This window comes from Candidatus Nitrosopumilus sp. bin_7KS (assembly GCF_054095835.1).
In genome coordinates this window covers 16,079-35,170 of the sequence record NZ_JBSWSO010000005.1, presented here as the reverse complement: position 1 = coordinate 35,170, position 19,092 = coordinate 16,079, and the positions used below count along the sequence as shown (strand labels likewise).

Annotated in this window: 21 protein-coding genes and 1 tRNA gene; 14 read left to right on the top strand and 8 right to left on the bottom strand. The window is 33.2% G+C overall.

All coding sequences use genetic code 11. The features are described 5' to 3' along the window. Positions 1-419: 419 nt before the first annotated feature. The gene (locus ACW9W4_RS05635; RefSeq protein WP_457761500.1) at positions 420-1,169 is read right to left on the bottom strand and encodes a hypothetical protein; all 750 of its coding nucleotides are present in this window, start codon (positions 1,167-1,169) and stop codon (positions 420-422) included. Next, positions 1,156-2,280: an SIR2 family protein gene (locus ACW9W4_RS05630; protein ID WP_457761499.1), complete on the bottom strand. Its 1,125-nt coding sequence runs from the start codon at positions 2,278-2,280 to the stop codon at positions 1,156-1,158. The genes ACW9W4_RS05635 and ACW9W4_RS05630 overlap by 14 nt, the downstream gene beginning before the upstream one ends. A gap of 67 nt (positions 2,281-2,347) precedes the next feature. Between ACW9W4_RS05630 and ACW9W4_RS05625 the strand changes: the two genes are divergently transcribed. Together ACW9W4_RS05625 and ACW9W4_RS05620 are read left to right on the top strand one after the other, a co-directional pair. After that, entirely contained in the window at positions 2,348-3,643 is a 1,296-nt protein-coding gene (locus tag ACW9W4_RS05625; RefSeq protein WP_457761498.1) for a hypothetical protein, read from the top strand. Positions 3,644-3,709: 66 nt separating this feature from the next. Next, entirely contained in the window at positions 3,710-3,910 is a 201-nt protein-coding gene (locus tag ACW9W4_RS05620; protein WP_457761497.1) for a hypothetical protein, read from the top strand. On the opposite strand, the gene ACW9W4_RS05615 is transcribed toward ACW9W4_RS05620, so the two are convergent. Further along, positions 3,900-4,130, bottom strand: a complete 231-nt coding sequence (locus ACW9W4_RS05615) for a hypothetical protein (RefSeq protein ID WP_457761496.1) — start codon at positions 4,128-4,130, stop codon at positions 3,900-3,902. The two genes, ACW9W4_RS05620 and ACW9W4_RS05615, sit on opposite strands and share 11 nt — an antisense overlap. A gap of 153 nt (positions 4,131-4,283) precedes the next feature. After that, a tRNA-Glu gene (locus ACW9W4_RS05610) sits at positions 4,284-4,358 on the bottom strand. Between the two features lie 112 nt (positions 4,359-4,470). On the opposite strand from ACW9W4_RS05610, the gene ACW9W4_RS05605 reads away from it, so the two are divergent. Next, positions 4,471-5,355 (top strand): hypothetical protein, encoded by an 885-nt coding sequence (locus tag ACW9W4_RS05605; protein WP_457761495.1) that lies wholly within the window; start codon positions 4,471-4,473, stop codon positions 5,353-5,355. 54 nt (positions 5,356-5,409) lie between these two features. Continuing rightward, positions 5,410-5,553, top strand: a complete 144-nt coding sequence (locus ACW9W4_RS05600) for a hypothetical protein (RefSeq protein WP_457761494.1) — start codon at positions 5,410-5,412, stop codon at positions 5,551-5,553. Positions 5,554-5,589: 36 nt separating this feature from the next. Here the strand turns inward: ACW9W4_RS05600 and ACW9W4_RS05595 are convergent, their stop codons facing one another. Next, positions 5,590-5,757, bottom strand: coding sequence for a hypothetical protein (locus ACW9W4_RS05595; RefSeq protein ID WP_457761493.1), 168 nt, complete (start codon positions 5,755-5,757; stop codon positions 5,590-5,592). A 124-nt stretch (positions 5,758-5,881) separates the two neighbouring features. Here ACW9W4_RS05595 and ACW9W4_RS05590 point away from each other — a divergent pair, with 124 nt between their 5' ends. Continuing rightward, the gene (locus ACW9W4_RS05590) at positions 5,882-7,384 is read left to right on the top strand and encodes a peptidase (protein ID WP_457761492.1); all 1,503 of its coding nucleotides are present in this window, start codon (positions 5,882-5,884) and stop codon (positions 7,382-7,384) included. 56 nt (positions 7,385-7,440) lie between these two features. Next, on the top strand, positions 7,441-7,800 hold the full coding sequence (locus ACW9W4_RS05585; protein ID WP_457761491.1) for a tetratricopeptide repeat protein: 360 nt from the start codon (positions 7,441-7,443) through the stop codon (positions 7,798-7,800). A 9-nt stretch (positions 7,801-7,809) separates the two neighbouring features. Here ACW9W4_RS05585 and ACW9W4_RS05580 read toward each other — a convergent pair whose 3' ends face one another. Continuing rightward, positions 7,810-8,289 (bottom strand): hypothetical protein, encoded by a 480-nt coding sequence (locus tag ACW9W4_RS05580; RefSeq protein ID WP_457761590.1) that lies wholly within the window; start codon positions 8,287-8,289, stop codon positions 7,810-7,812. Positions 8,290-8,370: 81 nt separating this feature from the next. Here ACW9W4_RS05580 and ACW9W4_RS05575 point away from each other — a divergent pair, with 81 nt between their 5' ends. Further along, positions 8,371-9,015 (top strand): hypothetical protein, encoded by a 645-nt coding sequence (locus ACW9W4_RS05575; protein ID WP_457761490.1) that lies wholly within the window; start codon positions 8,371-8,373, stop codon positions 9,013-9,015. On the opposite strand, the gene ACW9W4_RS05570 is transcribed toward ACW9W4_RS05575, so the two are convergent. Next, the gene (locus ACW9W4_RS05570) at positions 8,996-11,230 is read right to left on the bottom strand and encodes a beta-propeller domain-containing protein (protein ID WP_457761489.1); all 2,235 of its coding nucleotides are present in this window, start codon (positions 11,228-11,230) and stop codon (positions 8,996-8,998) included. The genes ACW9W4_RS05575 and ACW9W4_RS05570 overlap by 20 nt on opposite strands. A gap of 140 nt (positions 11,231-11,370) precedes the next feature. Here ACW9W4_RS05570 and ACW9W4_RS05565 point away from each other — a divergent pair, with 140 nt between their 5' ends. Next, positions 11,371-12,120: an ArsR/SmtB family transcription factor gene (locus tag ACW9W4_RS05565; RefSeq protein ID WP_457761488.1), complete on the top strand. Its 750-nt coding sequence runs from the start codon at positions 11,371-11,373 to the stop codon at positions 12,118-12,120. On the opposite strand, the gene ACW9W4_RS05560 is transcribed toward ACW9W4_RS05565, so the two are convergent. Further along, complete coding sequence (locus ACW9W4_RS05560) at positions 12,107-12,424, bottom strand: nitroreductase/quinone reductase family protein (protein ID WP_457761487.1); 318 nt, start codon at positions 12,422-12,424, stop codon at positions 12,107-12,109. The two genes, ACW9W4_RS05565 and ACW9W4_RS05560, sit on opposite strands and share 14 nt — an antisense overlap. Before the next feature lie 88 nt (positions 12,425-12,512). Between ACW9W4_RS05560 and ACW9W4_RS05555 the strand changes: the two genes are divergently transcribed. The 6 genes from ACW9W4_RS05555 to ACW9W4_RS05530 all read left to right on the top strand — a co-directional run bounded on the left by ACW9W4_RS05555 (position 12,513) and on the right by ACW9W4_RS05530 (position 19,089). Next, the gene (locus ACW9W4_RS05555; protein ID WP_457761486.1) at positions 12,513-12,965 is read left to right on the top strand and encodes a hypothetical protein; all 453 of its coding nucleotides are present in this window, start codon (positions 12,513-12,515) and stop codon (positions 12,963-12,965) included. A gap of 228 nt (positions 12,966-13,193) precedes the next feature. Then, positions 13,194-14,192: an ATP-binding cassette domain-containing protein gene (locus tag ACW9W4_RS05550; RefSeq protein ID WP_457761485.1), complete on the top strand. Its 999-nt coding sequence runs from the start codon at positions 13,194-13,196 to the stop codon at positions 14,190-14,192. Next, positions 14,189-14,974, top strand: a complete 786-nt coding sequence (locus tag ACW9W4_RS05545) for an ABC transporter permease (protein WP_457761484.1) — start codon at positions 14,189-14,191, stop codon at positions 14,972-14,974. Before ACW9W4_RS05550 ends, ACW9W4_RS05545 begins: the two co-directional genes overlap by 4 nt. Positions 14,975-15,066: 92 nt before the next feature. Next, a complete protein-coding gene (locus ACW9W4_RS05540; RefSeq protein ID WP_457761483.1) occupies positions 15,067-16,608 on the top strand; it encodes a 6-bladed beta-propeller in 1,542 nt (513 codons plus the stop codon). A gap of 101 nt (positions 16,609-16,709) precedes the next feature. Then, positions 16,710-18,317: a hypothetical protein gene (locus ACW9W4_RS05535; RefSeq protein ID WP_457761482.1), complete on the top strand. Its 1,608-nt coding sequence runs from the start codon at positions 16,710-16,712 to the stop codon at positions 18,315-18,317. Positions 18,318-18,459: 142 nt separating this feature from the next. Further along, the gene (locus ACW9W4_RS05530) at positions 18,460-19,089 is read left to right on the top strand and encodes a DUF47 domain-containing protein (protein WP_457761481.1); all 630 of its coding nucleotides are present in this window, start codon (positions 18,460-18,462) and stop codon (positions 19,087-19,089) included. Positions 19,090-19,092: the final 3 nt, after the last annotated feature.

Genomic DNA, 19,092 nt, shown 5'->3' with positions numbered 1-19,092 from the left:
GAATTATTCAAAATGTGAATATGCTCATTGAGAATAAGACTTGAATTTACTAAATTTTAGGCGTTAATTTACAACATTTTGTGTATGGATAAAACAAAAAGAGATCACTTTTGTAAACAGTAAAAATTGTTTTACTGTATTTACAAAAACCAGTTTTCATTTTACTGAACAAGTTTACAATTTTTCATTTTGTATTAATGGTAAAACTAGTAAATTTTACAGATAGTGTTTTTTCTAAAATACAGTAAACTCGTGAATAAATTTACAAAAATAGTGTAAAATTTACATTTTCAGGCGTGGATTTTACTTGTAAAATAGATATTTTACGCATGAAAAATATGACATGTACGAGTAAAATTTCCTGTTTTTTCTTTGGAAAATTTACTAGGTTATTTTACAAATTGTTTTTTCTACAAATTTTATTTAGATTTTTGATTTTTTCTATACTCTTTTGTTTTTATCGAGAAAAATATGTGTAACTCATTTTTCTTTAGTTTTTGTTCTTTGAATTGTACGAATGTTTCAGCAAATTCAAAAACAAGTCGAAGAAAATGATATGAACCGTCCCACAATTGCTCAAAATATTCGGGTTTTTTTCTCATTTTATGAGGAGTTCTCATTGTGTGTACTATTTCATTTCTAATTGAAAACATCTCAAAAAACTCTTTTTCATTAATTTCAAAGTGTTCTGCTTCAACTTTATCTAGTAAATTATTTTTTGTAGCGATTTTCCCAAATTCAATTAAATTTTCAAAAAGTTTTATCCCTAGCAAGGTAGAAAATACCCAATTGGCTTCTTGAGGGTTTTGGAAATTAAAAGACATCGCAGTCATTTTCCCAATTGAAAATTCCTTTTTTCTTACATCGTCTAAATTGTTTAATTGTAAAGTGACCGTTCCGTCAGGAAACAGTTTGTTGATTTTTATTCCATGTTCATCAATTAAATGAGCAATAAGGTATTTCAAATGAGATTCAATTATAGTGACAAGTCTAATTATGATATATTTTTTTAGGTGTATTGAAATTTTGCTTCTTGGATTTTTGATGTTGTTAAAAATATCTGGAAATTCATTGAAAAGTACCTCATCAATCTCTTTGTTTGGTACAATGTTTCCAAATTTCTGAAATTCCCCAAAATGAAATTTTGGCTGTTTTTTAATTTTGGTCATGTTTTCTTTCCAATGTTTTTTTATTTTCTTCCAATATGGCGTTAATGTGAGATAATGCGATAGACAGATCATGGGATATGTTTTCTATGCTCAATAAATGAGGAATAGCCCATACGTGACCTCCTGGTCTGGGCACTTGAGAACTAACTTTACTTTTATCATAATCTTGTGGGATTGGAAAACGGACAAGGTTCTCACACATGTCTTCCATTGCAGTTGGAGAAATACAAATCAAAGGTTTTCTTTTTGACATGAATTCTTGAAACACACGATTAATTTGATAGTCTCTGAACGAAAATCCAATTACAATACATGCATCATGTTGTTCCATACGGTTTGAAAATATATTTAGAAGATCTGCATATGGAGAAGTTTCTTCCTCGTCTTTTGGTGTTCTGGTAGGCATTATTGCAATATGGCGGATTATGTTTGGATCGTCAATTTTTGTTTCAGATGTTTTAATAATTCCATGAGTTTTGTGGTCTTTCCAATTCAATGAGCCATGAAGCTTGAATAATCTGATTGGGGTTATGCTCTCGGGTGTCTTTATGTCGTAATTTCCATCCCAAACACTAAATTCACTATATGGAGGATCACGAGAAAAACCATCGATTAATTGATTAAAGGAACTTCTTAGATTGCAATACTCTTCTACGGATCTGTCATAATTTGTTGTAAAAACTGTAATGGATTCAGAATGAATTTTTAGAAAATTAAAAATTTCATCATATACGCTGAGTAATTCATTATCAAAGTCATGATTCCATCTATAAGTTTCATAAATCTCACGTTCTAGTTCTTTTTCCACATTTTCTAAGTGTTCAAAAAATTTTGAATATTGGATATTATTACTATCAAAATTCAGATAGGTGTTTTTTGTATGGTTGGAGAAATATTTGCCTCCAAGGGATTTTGAGAATTTTATAATATCTCGGATTGATTGCAAAACGTATTCTATATCCTTGTGCTCATGTGGTGAAAAAAACGACTGAAAAATAACTTCATCTAAGGATAGTGTGCCATATTTTCTTAATTTGTCTCTCATTTCTACAGTTGTAGGTTTTCCAAAAATTTTTGATGCGCCTGCACCCAAGAATAATGCTATTTTCATAGATTTTCATATATCTAATCCCAAATTAACTAATTGGCTTATAAGCACTCATACAATATGAAAATTATTGGGTACCGAAGACAACGTTGGAGATGATTCAAGACAAAATAAAAAAGACAAAATCAACAAAGCAAAATCTTTCGTCTCCAACATGTTGCAATTTTACTATGTATCTTTACCTTTACAAGTTGCATTGATTCTACTTTGGCAAATCGACAATTTTAGAAAAATCCCTGATCTTCATTCGCCATTACTTGAACCGGCATTTGAAATAGGATTACTTTTTGTAGTGATGGGTTCCACAGGAGCATTGGCAGTATTAGCCCAATCCAAATTGGAAACACGAAAACTCCGAAAAGAAATTAACCAATTAAAAAATTCCACTGATGAAAAAATTCACAGTATTGAAAGAAGTTTAAAACCTGATCTTTATTATTCTGCTACATACGCCAAAAAAATGAAAAAAACAGAAAATAAAATTAACTCTATGAAAAAAATTCCCTCAATTTCGTGGGGGCTATTAGTTGTGGGAGCAATTTTGTTACTAATTGGCATTTTTCTTTATCATGATGCTAGCATAAATGATAGATCAGGAATCCAAACATGGAATGGAATTAATTTTTACAAAACAAAATCTCTGTCACACACAGATGTGGATATGAATTTCATTGTGAAGGATGATGAATCTCTTATCCATATTTTCTACTCCACGAATAATATACAAAATGGCACCTTTATTGGACTATATTTGCCCTATGAAGGACAATTAACGAATAATCATGATTGGAACGTTCTTCCAATGGCAGAAAATTCTTCTTTTATTTACAAAAAATTTGATTGTGACGAAAACAATGAATGCAATTACCACTATTTTGAAGATTATTATGGCAATCCAGACGGAAATGATCAATATAATTTACTATTCAAAATAGATGGATTAATTGATACAAAAGAAGCATACACTCATACAATTGGAATTCCTTTTGGCGGAGCTAATCCTAATGACGTAATGGAGATGATTCAATTTGAAATTAGTGATGAAGGTGTTTGGTCTTGGCAAGAAAACTGGGAAAATGTTGATGCAAGCTTGTCAATATCTATTCAAGACGATGCCACTGAAATCAACCTTATTCCTGATGCACATCCAAAGTCACATTTATTCAAAGCCACCGATGTAACAAGAACCATTTACTCTTGGGGAATTACTAGTCAACAGACAGTATATCATTTAGACTACATCATGCCAGAAGAAAAAACACATTATGAGAACTATCGAACATGGGGCATTGTTTTTGTGAGTAATGGTATTTCTATATTGGGAGTGTTTATTGGCACAATAAAATGGAAAAATCGTTTTTCATAAATCTCTAGATGTTTAGTGCAAAATCAGAGCCTCTAACTTATCTATGACTTAGGTATTCGTTTTTTATTGAAAACATGGATTAAGGTTCTCATCATAGGAGTAATCATACTATTCATTGGAATGATCATGGCAGGAAATGCAATGATGACAAAACAATTCCAGTATGGCGGGTTAGGATGGGCTTTGTTTTATCTTGGAGCAATTCTGATTATGGTTGCCATAATAGCGGCTGCTAAAAGATTGTTTAGAAGAATGGTTAATGATTAGTTTTCAGATAAACTGCAATACCTGATGGAATCAATATGATTGAGATTATGATAAAGTTGTATAGTCTAGGGTAATCAAGCATGGGTTGACTACTTCCTACAGGTAATGTTTTGAAATATTCTATGCTTGCTTGAATTTCAACAAATGATATGATGCTCAAAAATGTAAACCCTAATCCAACTATCAGTAATCCAATTCCTAAAAAAGATATTTTTTTCATGGAACTTACTATCAAAATACAAACAAAAAAGTTGTTGGTTTAACCATAATCAACAATTTAAGTTAATGTCGATTTTTACACCTCCTTGCCATCTAGTTAAATCCGTAATTTAGTGCAAAATATGAAGGGCTAACTATATCCCCGAAATAATCATGCTCCCATCGGGATTTGAACCCGAGTCTTTGGCTTGAGAAGCCAAAATGCTTAACCGGACTACACTATAGGAGCTTGATAAAAAACAAATCAAATCATAATTTAAAGGAAATGTTTTGACTTTGAATGAATTTGTAAAACTTTGTGAGTTGATTCCTTTATAGAAAAATCAAAGATATGACATTCTATGGAGATTCAAAAATTCATCAAAGAAAATCAATTATCTGGAGGTCCTATCGGTCTTGGTGGGTGTAGAGTTTCTGATCTATCTTTTGATTCATGTGACTATGATCTTTTCATCTTTGATGAAAAATTAGAACCTGCAAAAATAGTCAAAGATGGAGATGAATTTGTAACCATTCATCATGCATCTTTGTCTGAAACAAATTCTGAAAAACTTCTCCAATATCACAAAATAGAAATTCTTCAAGACGAATCTTGGGATCTTCGAATGCTTCTCTCAAAGATTGAGGAAAAACATACTTTGTTATATTCTGATTTTGCAAAAAATTGCCTTATTGAATCTCAATTTTGTTCTCAAAAAACAATTGAGGCAATTCAATCATCAGATGTGTTTGCTCCATGTTGGCAAAAATGCGCCACATACTATTTGGCAAAATCTATCTCGTCGATTAACAATCTACGTCCTAGTCCATCGCACATGCTTGATTCGCTTCGAAAATTAAAGAAAAACACAATCAATGAGCATATCTCAGTTGTAATGCAAACAGTTGGGATTGAGAGGGCTACGCCAACACTACTTGAAAGAATGCTAAAATCAACTATAGGTTTCTCTGATATTATAGAAAAAAATAACTATTCTCAAATTATTCAACAAAAATATGATTTCTTTGTAAAAAATTCAATGCTTTCTGATTGCTATTTTTATCTGGGATATCTTAATCAAGAAAATTTTGTAAAAATCAAAGATTCCTTAAATCACGAGCAGGATTTGATGCATATTCTAAAGATTGCATTTGATGTTGAGGTTGATTCTAATCTTCTTGAACAGCAATCAGCACTAGTTCAAAAATCATGTAATGACATTCTTGGGATTCTTTCAAGTGCGTAAGTGTTCTATCTGGATGTACTAACCTTTTAAAATAAGTAAAATCTCTGGATTATCATGGTAGATCAAGCATGTGGATGCGAAGCTGACAGCGGCGATCCAGATTATTCCTGCGATTGTGCAATGCAAGGTCATTGTATATGCAGTGCTGATTGCAAATGTAATACAGACGTTTGTAAAGAAGCAGTTAAAGAAATGTAATTGGATTAGATCCAATACTAATTTTTTATTTTTTAATTAATCGTCTTCATCCTCAAAGCCCCATGATTTTACTAATTCTTTTTGGAACTTGTCAGCTTGTTTTTCATCTAGTGCAAATCCGCAGTTCTTATGAGTAGGGACTACGGTCATTCCATCTAGTTTGAATTCAACTTCAAACAGGTGGACTTTGGAACATTCGCACATTTCTGGAATTTCTGTACTTATTCCTCTATATTTGCTTATTTGAATAAGATTTCACTGCCTGGTTTTCTTATTTTTTACATTTTTGAAAAACGTTTAACTATCCGTTTTGACAATTTTTTTTAGATTGAAAGCATCATTCTTACTAATTTCAGCTATTACTGTACTCCTTTTTGGATCATTGGCAGCACCTTCTGCCTCTGCACAATTCCAATCTGGAGGTGTTGATAAAGAAGGTACTTGGTATGCTGGTGAAGGTCTCAAACAGGGAGATTTCTTTTCTTACTCGATGTGCCATGTGGATTACAAGGAATGTACAAACTTTGAATTGGACATGTGGATTAAAGGGGATAAACAAGTTGGCACTGAAACCAAATGGTTAGCTGATGTTGCAGTATTTGATGGAAATAAAATAATAGTTGGTGAAATAGAATTTGGAAAAATTGCACCAGAACCAACAGGTGGTAGTTCAGAATTAGGACTTTATCGTGGAGCTTTCAAATCTTCTATAGTGTGGTTATCTGCATTTGCAACCTCTGATGATAGTTCAGGTGGTAAAGGTCCAAAAAAATTCAGTGATAAATCTTGGGGTAAAATTGGAAATATTGGTGGGGAACAAGTTGTCCCTATGAAACTTGAAACAATCGTAACACCTGCAGGAACATGGGATACTGTTCAAATTGGTTGGAAAACTGGTGGTGTTACAAGTAAGGTTTGGATTGTAGATGATTTTCCATTCCCTGTTAAAGCTAAAACATACACTCATGTATCAGAAGGAATCCCTCCAACAGAATACGAATTTTCATTATTAGATTATAAACAAAATGTTCAAAAGTCTCCTATTGATCAATACAAATCTACCAGTACTGATGTGACTCAAGCTGGATGTGAAACTAATATTGAAAAATCAGTCAGCATAAAAAAACCTACAAATAATTTTGATTATCAAATTCACATTAACTATGGTCCTGAAGATTTAGTTCAAGGATGTGAGTCTCAATGGCTCATTAAATTTATCAGTAAATACGATGACACTGAATTTCTAAATCAAGTTCAGTATGATTTCTTGGTTGTAGATAATAATTTGACTCCATTAAGATCCATGGCTCAAGAAGAAGGACAGTCTTTCTTGTATTCTCCATCCGGACAGGCCATACTTGATTTTATTGTTAAAGAAGAACCTGGTACAGCAAAATATGTTGTGTGGATATATGGTCTAGCACCTCAAGGAATTGTACCTAGTGTTGCATCCGACTATCTACAATTCTCTGTTCCAATATTTGCCAGTGATGGAACCGCACCTGTACAAAAAATTCCAAGTTGGATTAAGAACAATGCAGGATGGTGGGCAGATGGTTCAATTGATAACAATTCCTTTGTTGAAGGAATAAAATTCTTAATCAAAGAAGGAATTATGAAGATCCCTCCTACAACTCAGGGTAGTGGTGGAAGTACAAGTGCAATTCCTGATTGGATCAAAAATAATGCAGGATGGTGGGCAGATGGCTTAATTGATGATGACTCATTTGTACAAGGAATTCAATTCTTAATCAAAGAAGGAATTATGAAGATTCCAACTAGTAAAACTACGACAAGTTCCGGTTCAGAGCCTCCTGCATGGTACGACTGATATTTTATCTAGTTTACATTCAAATTACAAAAATCTATTCCAAATAACGAGCAAATATGGCAGGCCTTTTCAAACATCCTAAACGTCGCATTAAGAAATTACTTAGAGATGGTGAATATGATGAGGCCATAGCATTTGGCAAAAGCTTAGAATCCCAATATTCTAATGATCATGATTTTATGTTTATTTTAGGTAGTGCTTTCTTTATTGTAGATGATGCAAAAAGGGCATTACCGTATTTTGAAAAAGCATTCCAATTAGATAATGAAGATGTGGAGACTCTTTCTCTTAAAACCAATGTGCATTTAGCATTAGAGCAAAAAGATGAAGCTATTGCTTGTTGTAAATATATTATAAAACTTGAACCAAAAAATACAGAAGCTCAGGATTTGTTAGAACAACTTGAGAGTGTTTAATTTAGAAAATTATTCTTTACTTTTCATCTCATAAGCATTTTCCATTAACCAATTACAAAATGCTGTGACTTTATCATCAAAGTCAGTCCAAATGTGAACTGAATGAGGTAAAATATCTATTTTCCAATTATCAGTAAATACTCTAACTCCTTCTTTATTTTCATACATGTATGCATCTTCAGTCTTTACATCCCCTAACATTTCAATTGCTTTTTGTTTGATGATCTCCCTATCTATTGGAAATCTTTTCTTGTCATAATCAATGATTAAACTCAAATCTCTTTTGCCATATTTTTCAAACTCGTCAATTCTGCCTTGCTTTGGAAAATTCACAATTAGTTTGATGTTGTATTTCTTACCAACTTCTTTTCCAATCTCGACAATTCGTGTATATGCCATGGCGGGATTTTTCTTTAACAGAAATCTGATTTGTGCTAGTTCTTTTTTTAGTTCAGATTGCAAGTCTGCGACCACTTCTGAAAATATCATGCTTTCTATCTGAAAATTTCCTATTATAACCATTAATTTCTCTCAAGATTAGTTTTTTTAGAACTTCGATTAGTTCAGAATATGGCAATGCCTATGGATTTTGATGGAATGAGAACAGATGATGCTTCGCTGAGAACAGATAACGTCGATGACTATAGACGAACATGTATGGATTTTATCGAGGATATCTCACATGATTATGAGGCATGGGTTGATTATTACAAATTGCCTGAAGATGAAGATAAACGACGACGTGCAGGAATCTGTGCCACAATTACCCGAACAAATGACTGGATAGCAAAAGTAGCTCAGTCAATCAAGGCAGTTGATGTTGTAATGAATGATGGAATTCAAAAAATGGCAGAAGCTACTGCAGGAAAGCCACTAGAAATTGGAGTCTTTGTAAATCACAAATCAGGTTACACTGAAACTAGTCCTGGAGTAATTGATGTCAATGTAAAGGGTGCAGGACGGGAAGGGAGAAAGATGAAACTTGGATTTCATTTTAAAGATGACAGGTTTAGAATTGAATCTACATGTGATGCGTATTTGGATGAGGAAAATTTACCTGATAAGGAATTTGATGTTTTAGATATTAATCTTAAACTTCATGCAGAGAATGCAAAACCTCGTGATGTTATCTCATTTACTGTAACTCTAAGTGAAGTTGAAAATGATGTTGAAATTGATAGACGTGGAGTTTCGACTATTGTTCATCTGGTATAGCTTCACGAATAAGTTCTCCTCCAATATAATCAATAAATTTTCCAGTGTTTTCAAGTTTTATTGAATTTATCTCATCCAAATTATTCAAAGAATTCATCTTCAAATATCCTTGAGAAGCAGTATACAAGACTTCATCAATGTAGAAACTTCTAGCATTACTCATTCCATAATATCGTGAATCCTCTGCAGAATGTGTTACTGTTCCTTTAAGATCGAATCCATCTGAAGCATTCACATCAAATACATAGAATCCACTCCAGCGATTATAATCTGGGGCAATCTTTTTTGCATTTGAGATCCCATTGAGGCTTTTTACATCTCCACTAATGGGAATTGATAGCACTCCGCTTTTTTTATCAAAGAAGAATGACTTGTGTTCGTATAGTGCTTCTGAATGAGTTGAACTATCGCCAATTATGATGTCATCTGCGACTTTGGGGTTTTTCACATCTGCCACATTAAACAATGCAATTTTGATGCCTAATTGCTGAACTCTACCATTATCTACTTCTTTTGTATCTCGTCCAATTCCAATAACATGTTCTTCATCATATGGGTGCAAATAGTTTGAAAATCCTGGAATTTTCAACTCTCCTAGAATTTTAGGCGTATCTGTTGATAAATCAATTACAAAGAATGGGTCAATTTGCTCAAATGTCACCAAGTATAGTCTATCCCCCATGAATCTTGCAGAGAAGATACTCTCATCTGGTGCAATTTCATCTAATTCACCTACTATCTTTAGTTGTTCATCTAAAACATAGACTGCATTTGCACGAACTGTACCTTGATGTTGAATGTAATATTCTGTAGTTGTTGCTACTCTGAATCTATCTCCATTTTCATCCATGGAAAATTGATTTAGTAATCTGCCGGGAACTGATCCTTTGGCTATGTATTCGATTTTATCCTCATCAATTGAAATTTTATGAATTATTGTTTTTCTAGTGTCTTCTTGGATTTTAACATCGTATTCATTAAGGGCTTCTCTGATTTTTTCAAATAATTTCTCTTTGTCATTTTTATCCATCTGGTTGTAAGATTTTTGCATTAGTTCTGAAATTTTTATCCATTGCACTGATGAGCTAATTGAAGAATCATTTTGTATTGCTTTGATTTGTTCTTGAATGTTGTTTGGTAACAATGGTACAACTACATCAAAGAATCTGTCTCGTGATGAATTCTCATAGAACCCAAATGGCATATTTTGTTGATATGTTAAATAGAAATTATCTTCCGAAACGTAGAATGCTCCTGTATATCCCATGAGAAATGACTCTGAATTTATTTTATCTCCAAAAATATCAATTGCAGTTATTGTGTTAAAGTTTGAAAATTGTTCCATATTATCAAAGTAAAATGCATCTGGTGTCATTATTCTAATTGAATCCTCCATTATTACTGGGAGTCTTGGATATTGATAATCGACATTACTGTTTGTAACAAAATAGGCATAATTTCCTATCATTCGTGCATCCATGAAATGCCCATCGATAGAATAGTCTTTTAGGATTGTTGGGTTCTCTTTGTCTGATACATCTACAATTAATGCATGTGTGACTGAACTGTATGAGCGTCTTGGAATAAAGTCATACTGTGGGATGACTTCATCATCACTTTGACCGTTGTAGAAAATTACTAGTCTGTCGTCATTTAGGAACATGTTCTGAATGTATTGTGATTCTATGTCTAATGCAATTTTTAAAACTAATTTTGCAGATTCTGCCGGATATGCGTCAATGATTGAAAGTGTGTTCTGAGATACAATGTATACGTACTTTGAATCGTTTTTGAGATAGTCTGGTTCATCTACATTTTGTACTTGAACATTTGTTGTTGAGTATTCTGATCCTCCAGTTTTTGCTACTCCATCTGAAGGCATAGGTGCAACTGCTGGAGCTCCTGTATTTTGAGCACTATCAAAACTTGCTGATTCTTCAACTGCAAATGATCTTACCATTCGGTCATCAAAGAAATTACCGCCTTGTGACGATGATGCTTCGAGAATACCTTTTAGCTCATCTTGAGATGATATTTTTTTAACATTGTTAGTTCCTTTGAAGAACTCTGAAACTGTTTTTTCAACATAGACTATTTCAGTTTGAGGGGTTTGTGTGATTTGCGGCTGATTATCATTTTCTACTGAAAACATAATTCCGGCAGTAACTATTACCGAAATGGCGATTACTATTGGTATTGTTATTTTTTGATTCATTTTTCTTTCCTCACTTTATCCATTTTTTGAAAACAGACATTTAGTGATTACTATCGTTTTGTAGGTTGGGATAAAAGGTTTAGTGAAATTCAAATTTCACCAAACAATTTACATATACTAGAATTAGATAATCAACTCGAATGTCCACTGATAAGTTACCTGATGATGGATTAACTGAAAATATCAGAATCCTTGCAACTGATGATGAAAAAATAAAATCATTTGGGGAGATACTCACCAATGATTCCAGTCGTGAAATCCTCCAATTACTATTCAATGATGAATTAACTGCATCTCAGATTGCACAAAAAACAGATGTCTCTCTTCAACTTGTAAAGTACCATCTCAACAAACTACAAGATCTTGGAGTAGTTCAAATATCTAGGATTGAAAAAAATTCAAAATCACAAGACATGAAAGTTTACACTGCATCAAAATTCAGTATTGTCATTGTTCCACCTAAACTCTCTGAGAAAACAAAGGAGAGTAAATTACTAGTTCGCTCTTTTAGGAATATCTACAAAGTTGCAGGACTTGGAATTGCAACTGGATTTTCTGGATTACTTTCACTATCTCAATTTCAAAACAAAACTATTCCTGTAGATGATTTTGCAATGGATGGTGGAATTCCTGTTATTGAAGAATCAGCTAAAAAAATACAATCACTACCAAATGATGAATCTGTAGAGTCCATCTCTGCTTCTCCGATGATTGCAGAATTTGAATCACAAGAAATTGCTCAGCGTAGTATGGATGTTGTAAATACTGCAGTAAGTTCTGAGATGACTGTAAATTCTGATTTCTTTTTACCCCTTGTTGTTGTTACTATAATTCTAGGTGGACTGACAGTATTCTATATGTGGAAATCTAGAAAATCTAGTTTAACGTAACTTCGATTGTAACTCTTTTCTCTTTAGCTCTTTCTTCTCCAGGATATTTTAGAAAAGAAATTTTCTCATCTAGTGTTTTGTCTGTAACTAATTTTGCATTTCCAATGAATTCATTATCGTTGTATTGTATTTTGACTAGTGGATTTACCAATGCGTTTTGAAACCAATCCCCATCTGGTTTATGCCTTGAAAAGTAAATTTTTCCATTATGATTAACTGCACGAAGCATAACTTTATGCTCCCTTCCTGTTTTCCTTCCCATTGTAATTAGGATTGGGCGAAACAATTCCTCCTTTATTTCCATGCGTGATTTCCTTCTGTCAAGTAATTTAACCTCATTGATAGAAATTTCTGATATTCGGTGTGATAAGCAAATCTGTTGATTTGGTGACATGTCCGTAAAACTTGAAGGCATGCCTACCAATTTGGCAACTGCAGATACATTTACTGGAAAAAAAGTCATTGATAGAGAAGGAATCGAATATGGTAAAGTCAAACATATTCACATCAACCAAGACACACTAGCTGTCAACGGTGTAACTATCCATCAAGGATTCAGAAGAGATTACTTTCTATCTGAAGATTATATTGACAAGTTTTCTGAGGAGACATTGCTACTAAGCAGACCTCCTGTGAGAACTGGAATTCCTGTAACTGATATTGATAGACACAAAATTGGTAAAGTAAAGCGATTGCATAAAAACCCAGATACAAATGAATTGGAATCAATTGAAGTCACTGATGGTTTAATGCATTCTAAAATCCTATCCAAATCTGAAATTTGGGGTGTAGGAGAAAAAGTCATTTTAAGAATGACTAAAGAAGAATTCAAAAAACTTGAATAATTTCTTTTAATTTTCTTTTTTCAAAATTCATCTATTGTTTAATCTGTTTTTTAGAGCAGACGTCACAAACAGGAATTCCTTCATGAACTGCAACTTCAACATTTGATGAGTGACATTTTTGACATAATCCTTTCATGCATTGAATTCATTATGTGGTCTTTAAATTTTTTATGAGGATCGGCTCAACCAATACTTAGCAATTTATAATTGATAACTGCGATCAATGTGATGTATTCTATAGAGACGCAATCTCTAACTAAATCATTTGGTGATACCATTGCAGTAAATGATATTTCCTTTTCAGTTAAAAAAGGAGAAATTTTTGGATTCCTTGGTCCAAATGGTGCTGGTAAAAGTACCACCATGATGATTCTGACTACTTTACTCAAACCAACATCTGGAAAAGCGATAATTTCAGGATTTGATGTATCTTCAAATCCAAAAAAAGTTAGAGAAAGTATTGGCTATGTTCAGCAAGAGTCAACAGTAGATGAATACCTGACAGGGCGAGAAAATCTCCTATTGCAAGCAAAATTAAATCACATCTCAAGAAATGAAATCAATTCACGAATTGATGATGTTTTAGAATTAATCGAACTTGTTGACAAACAAGATCAAGCTGTTGTGACTTATTCTGGTGGGATGAGAAAAAGATTGGATATTGCAGGGGGGCTATTACATAGACCTAAAGTATTGTTTCTAGATGAGCCTACAGTTGGATTAGATATTCAAACTCGTAGAAAAATTTGGGAATATATCAAAAAAATCCACACTGAATTTGATATGACTATTTTTGTTTCTACTCACTACATGGAGGAGGCTGACCAATTGTGTGATAGAGTTGGAATTATTGATGGCGGTAAAATTCAGGTAATTGATTCTCCAGAAAATATGAAAAATGCAATGGGTAATGAAGTGATTTCTATTGTAATTAATGAAGGTAAAAATCATGAAACTTTTATCTCTAAAATTAGAGAAATTGAATTTGTAAAGAAAATTAATGAAGATGGTTCAAAGCTTACTCTTTTTGCATCAAACGGCACTGAAGTGATTCCTAAAATTTTCCAAATTTCTTCAGAACTTGAAATTAAAATAAAATCTATCTCTCTAACGCAACCAACACTTGATGATGTTTTCATTTCATACACTGGACATGAAATCAAAGGTGATGATGCTGGATACAATAGAAGACGTGAGCATGCAAAAATGAAGAGGTTACGTGCATGAATCACTTACTTTATGATACATACACAATTTTTTGGAGGGAGTTAAAGAGATACAAAAAATCCCGCAGTGGTGTTCTAATTCGTTTAATTCAACCTGCAATTTGGATTATAGTAATTGGCAATACTTTTTCTGGAACTCAGCCATTAATTCAGTCAGTTGGATTTGAAGGTGAATATATTGAATTTATGGCACCTGGCGTCATAATTCTAACTGCAATTTTCACAAGTATTTTTGGTGGTGTCAATACCTTGTGGGATAGGCGATATGGGTTTATGAACAAGGCTTTGTCTTCTCCAATTTCTCGCTCTTCAATTGCATTAGGAAAAATGGCTGCGATTTCTTTGATTGCTGCATTGCAAGCTAGTTTGATTATAGGAATTGCTTTAGCTATTGGTGTTAATTTCCCTAATCCAATAATGATTGCACCAATAATGGCAATAGTTATTTTATTTTCTTTAGGATTTTCAGGAATATCTGTAATGATTGCAGCTACTGCAAAGTCTCAAGAAACCTTTTGGGGTATGATTAATTTTCTTGGTATGCCCTTATTCATGCTCAGTCCTGCACTATTCCCATTAGAGTTACTCCCTGATTGGCTTGCAGTAATTGCCAAACTAAATCCTGTAACTTACACTGTTTTGCTTGTTAGGGAATTAATGACGGGGGTTTCTGAAGGTGGAATTCCTATAATTTTGAGCCTAGGAGTTTTAATTGCATTTGTTTTGGTGATGGTGGGACTTGCAAGCTATGTCTTTACGCGTGAAGTGAATAAACCATTTTAACAAAAAATTGACAATAATTACAACATAAGCTAACTCTGGTTATGTTTCTCATATTTTGTTATCATTGATTGTTGAAATTATTCCTATCCTTGATGATTCTTTTTACAGTGTTATTGACTAGCTCATTCATACAAACATCATTTGCATCTGAAGATTATGATTTATTACACAAGTGGGGAAATTATGGACCTACAGACCCTAACAATTTTGCTTTTCCTCAATTTATTGCAGTAGGCGAAGATGGTAGTATCTATGTTAGTGACTTTGGTAACAAACGAATTCAAAAATTTTCTAGTAGTGGGGAATATGTAACTCATTGGGGAAATAGTGGAAAACAATTAGGGGATTTTTACAATCCTACTGGAATTGTTGTAAGTGATGATTCAGTTTTTGTAGTGGATCGTGATCTAAATAGAATTCAAAAATTTTCTTTGGATGGTGAATTCATTTCATCATGGGGTACAAAAGGAACTGCTGAAGGACAATTCTTCTATCCTAATGAGATAACACTGAGTAATGGGCTTTTGTATGTAGTTGATACGGGAAATCAAAGAATTCAAGTATTCTCCACTGATGGGAAATTCATTTCATCATTTGGTTCTAGTGGTTTAGGCCCTGGAGAATTCCTTAATGTTTCTGGAATTGATGCAGATGAATTTGGAAATATTTTTGTCACTGATAAAGGAAATGGAAAAATTGAGAAATTTAGCGCAGATGGAGAACTTTTACAATCATTTCAATTTTACTTTCCAAGTTATGTCTTTGCTCCTGAAGCAATAGCAATTGATCCTAATGGAGACATGTTTGTTGTGAATTCTCACACTGGTAAAATTTTACATTTATCTCAAAATTCTGATTTACGACTAATTCAATCTGAACAAAATGGTCCTTACACTGATTCTTTTAAACAAATCACTGACATGGCAATTGGGATTAATGGTGAATTACTAGTTGTAGATTCTCCAACGCATTCAATAAAATCATATGAAACTTCATTTTTTGAACCTCCAACTGAATCCTACTATGTTGCTCCTGCTGAAGTCAGACCTCCATCTAGAGATCAAATTAAACCTGTAATCGCTGCCCCAGAATCAATTACTGTTGAGGCTGAAGATATGTTTACTGATGTGTTTGTTGGAAATGCAGTCGCTACTGATGAGAGTGGAATTAAAATTATCATAAACAATGCCCCTGATGCATTCAAACCCGGTATCACTAATCTGATTTGGATTGCCTTTGATAATTCTGGACATAGTTCAACTGACACTCAAAGAATCACTGTCAATACATGTGGAAACAACCATTCTGATTATAATCTCATAGAAGGAACTTCTGGAGATGATATTATTTTTGGAACTGAAGGAAATGATCTTATCTTTGGATTGGGAGGGAATGATCTAATCTCTGGAGGTTTAGGAGATGATTGCATCTTTGGTGGTGATGGTGATGATATTATTTCTGGTGATGAAGGAGATGATGTGATTAGAGGAAATTCTGGAAATGATATTCTAAAGGGTCAATCTGGCAGTGACTTGATTTATGCTAATTCTGGTTCAGATGTGATTGATGGTGGCTCTAACTTTGATAGATGTTACTTTGATTCTAGCAAGGATCTACTGATAAATTGTGAATAACAGAAATTTACTATATGAAATAATTACCCCCATCTAGAACTATGTTCTACAAATAGAAAACCATCTTACAGCTTATAGGGTCAACATTTTATTTTCATTTAATGACTTTTAAAAATACCCAAAACATTGCAATTTTTGGAATTGTTGCGCTATTCACACTAGTCTCCTTTGGAATTACTGATGCATATGCAGAAGAAAATCAAGGATACAAAATGGTAGGTGATGTGCAACCTGTTCTAACGTTTATGTTCAGAGATGGAGTTGAAACATATGAATTTCCTGTCTTTAAAATGGGTGAAAGTTTTTCAGATAATTCTGGAATTTCATTCTCAGTAGAAGGAACTGTTACTGATTCGCCATTATTACATAAAGCAATGGATGAGGCATACAAGTACAGATTTTCTAATGCAGCATTTGATCATCAAATGAAATATTTTGATGTTGATGTTAATTTTGTAAAGGAGGGTGAATCAATTATTACAATTGATTACAATACTTGTAGAATAGATAATTATCAAGTTGAAACACTTGATTCCAATGATTATGAAAGCTATTTCAAAGAAATTGGATTTGCTATAGTCGATAAGATTGACTTTGTATGCAGTGGTCTAAATTTAGATAGTGATTCCAAAATCCCTAGGAGTTATTCTTTAACTGATTATGGTGATTCTGGATTTACATTTGCCAGCAATATGAGCACCTCAGTAACCTTTAGTTTTGAGAATGGAGCAGAAAAAATTCATTTCCCAGTGTTTAATCTAATTTCAGGTTATGGGGAATCCTCTGAAAATGTTATTGCAGAATTTGCAGTAGAAGGAGTTTTAGATTATTATCCATTGTTGTTTAACGCAATTGATAGATCGAGTCAAGTATCTGGACTATCTACTGCATCCAATGTTGATTTTGATGCATTGGTGGAATTTGCAAATAATGAATCCACCCTGAGGGGTTTTGATTTTAAATCTTGTCGAATATCTGATGCTCAAATTACAACACAGGCTGACAAAGAAGAAGGGTTTATTGGAAAAAGTGGATTTGTCCTAGTGCTTCAATCTACCTTTACTTGTTCTGGACTCGATGGAATGAACATGTATTATGATTCTCTGAGAGGAGATACTCCAACGTGGAAAACAGCACAATTTACAAATGAGTATGTAGAATCAATTCAAAATACTGATGGTGGCTTAGATGTCATTTCTACTTTTACATTTGCAGATGGTGTTGAGATAATAGAATTTTCAATGTTCAAACAAAGCCAAGTTCTATCAATCACTGAGGATACTAATACTGAAACAGTAACTGACAAAGCAACATATCCTACAATAGAATTTAGAGGAATCGTCGGTGATTATCCAATGCTGTATAATCATGTGGATGATAAGAACAAAGTTCAGGGAATGGCCGGTACTAGTCTTGTAGATCTTGTTGATATTGATGTTGATATTGTTTCTGATGGCAAAGTAGTTCGTGGCTTTAACTATGTGAATTGTAGAGCCATTGATTATACCGTTGAAACACATCCTAACACTGAAGAGAGTTATGTCAAGAATAAATTCGCTCTAGAAAATGTTTTTGATTTTGAATGTCAAGGATATCATCCAAACAATCCAGCATATGATGCAATGTATAAAGTAGAAAAAGCAAATACTCCAAGTTCAAAAGATCTTAGAAACACACAAGATTGGCGTTTTGATTTCACATCAAAGTAGATCTTTTTTTCTTATTTTTTATTTTTTTTAAAATTATTTACATATCCGATCAAAATAAAATACACTCTTTGATCGTGTCACTATATAGAACAATAGACATTATGTTCACTAGGCTTATGTTACCAAACACATTCCATGAGTTATGGGACAATGGTTATCTTGGATTAAATCCAATGAAAAAGAACTTTTAAAGATTTTAGATGATTTGGCAAAAAAAGCAGTTGAAACCTCTGAAGCCGTAGTGGTTTTATTTGATGATCTTACTAATGTTGAACAATCAAAAAAAATTCATCAACTTGAAACTGAAGCCGATGTTTTGACACGTGATATCTTCTCTGAACTAAACAAGACCTTCATCACTCCTCTAGATCGTGAGGATATGCAGAGAATTGCATCAAAAATTGATGATGTGATTGATTTCATGGATGGGATTGCAGCCAGGATTTACAGCTACAAAATTACAACTCCTCCACCATACACAGTTGAAATTGCACATGAGCTAGTCAAAGCTACCAAAGAAGTAGAGTATATGGTTTCAAAGTTACATCATATCAAAAACCCAAAAGATATGATTCAGCATTGCAGAAATACAAGTGATATTGAGCACACCGTTGATGACTTGTATAGAGAGGCCATCAAAGAACTCTTTGAGAGTACTGATGCAATTAAAATCATTAAACTAAAAGATATCTATGAAACCATGGAAACTGCATCTGACAGATGTGTTGATGTTGCAGATGTCATTGAAGATATCGTTTTAAAATATTCATGAGAT

Coding starts and splice junctions, on each gene's coding strand:
- ACW9W4_RS05615 (WP_457761496.1), bottom strand. CDS start 4,130: ATGAAAAAAATATCTTTTTTAGGAATTGGATTACTGATAGTTGGATTA.
- ACW9W4_RS05570 (WP_457761489.1), bottom strand. CDS start 11,230: ATGAATCAAAAAATAACAATACCAATAGTAATCGCCATTTCGGTAATA.
- ACW9W4_RS05555 (WP_457761486.1), top strand. CDS start 12,513: ATGTCCGTAAAACTTGAAGGCATGCCTACCAATTTGGCAACTGCAGAT.
- ACW9W4_RS05550 (WP_457761485.1), top strand. CDS start 13,194: ATGTATTCTATAGAGACGCAATCTCTAACTAAATCATTTGGTGATACC.
- ACW9W4_RS05535 (WP_457761482.1), top strand. CDS start 16,710: ATGACTTTTAAAAATACCCAAAACATTGCAATTTTTGGAATTGTTGCG.
- ACW9W4_RS05595 (WP_457761493.1), bottom strand. CDS start 5,757: ATGTGCGAATGTTCCAAAGTCCACCTGTTTGAAGTTGAATTCAAACTA.
- ACW9W4_RS05560 (WP_457761487.1), bottom strand. CDS start 12,424: ATGGAAATAAAGGAGGAATTGTTTCGCCCAATCCTAATTACAATGGGA.
- ACW9W4_RS05605 (WP_457761495.1), top strand. CDS start 4,471: ATGGAGATTCAAAAATTCATCAAAGAAAATCAATTATCTGGAGGTCCT.
- ACW9W4_RS05545 (WP_457761484.1), top strand. CDS start 14,189: ATGAATCACTTACTTTATGATACATACACAATTTTTTGGAGGGAGTTA.
- ACW9W4_RS05630 (WP_457761499.1), bottom strand. CDS start 2,280: ATGAAAATAGCATTATTCTTGGGTGCAGGCGCATCAAAAATTTTTGGA.
- ACW9W4_RS05585 (WP_457761491.1), top strand. CDS start 7,441: ATGGCAGGCCTTTTCAAACATCCTAAACGTCGCATTAAGAAATTACTT.
- ACW9W4_RS05600 (WP_457761494.1), top strand. CDS start 5,410: ATGGTAGATCAAGCATGTGGATGCGAAGCTGACAGCGGCGATCCAGAT.
- ACW9W4_RS05635 (WP_457761500.1), bottom strand. CDS start 1,169: ATGACCAAAATTAAAAAACAGCCAAAATTTCATTTTGGGGAATTTCAG.
- ACW9W4_RS05530 (WP_457761481.1), top strand. CDS start 18,460: ATGGGACAATGGTTATCTTGGATTAAATCCAATGAAAAAGAACTTTTA.
- ACW9W4_RS05565 (WP_457761488.1), top strand. CDS start 11,371: ATGTCCACTGATAAGTTACCTGATGATGGATTAACTGAAAATATCAGA.
- ACW9W4_RS05540 (WP_457761483.1), top strand. CDS start 15,067: ATGATTCTTTTTACAGTGTTATTGACTAGCTCATTCATACAAACATCA.
- ACW9W4_RS05580 (WP_457761590.1), bottom strand. CDS start 8,289: ATGATATTTTCAGAAGTGGTCGCAGACTTGCAATCTGAACTAAAAAAA.
- ACW9W4_RS05575 (WP_457761490.1), top strand. CDS start 8,371: ATGGCAATGCCTATGGATTTTGATGGAATGAGAACAGATGATGCTTCG.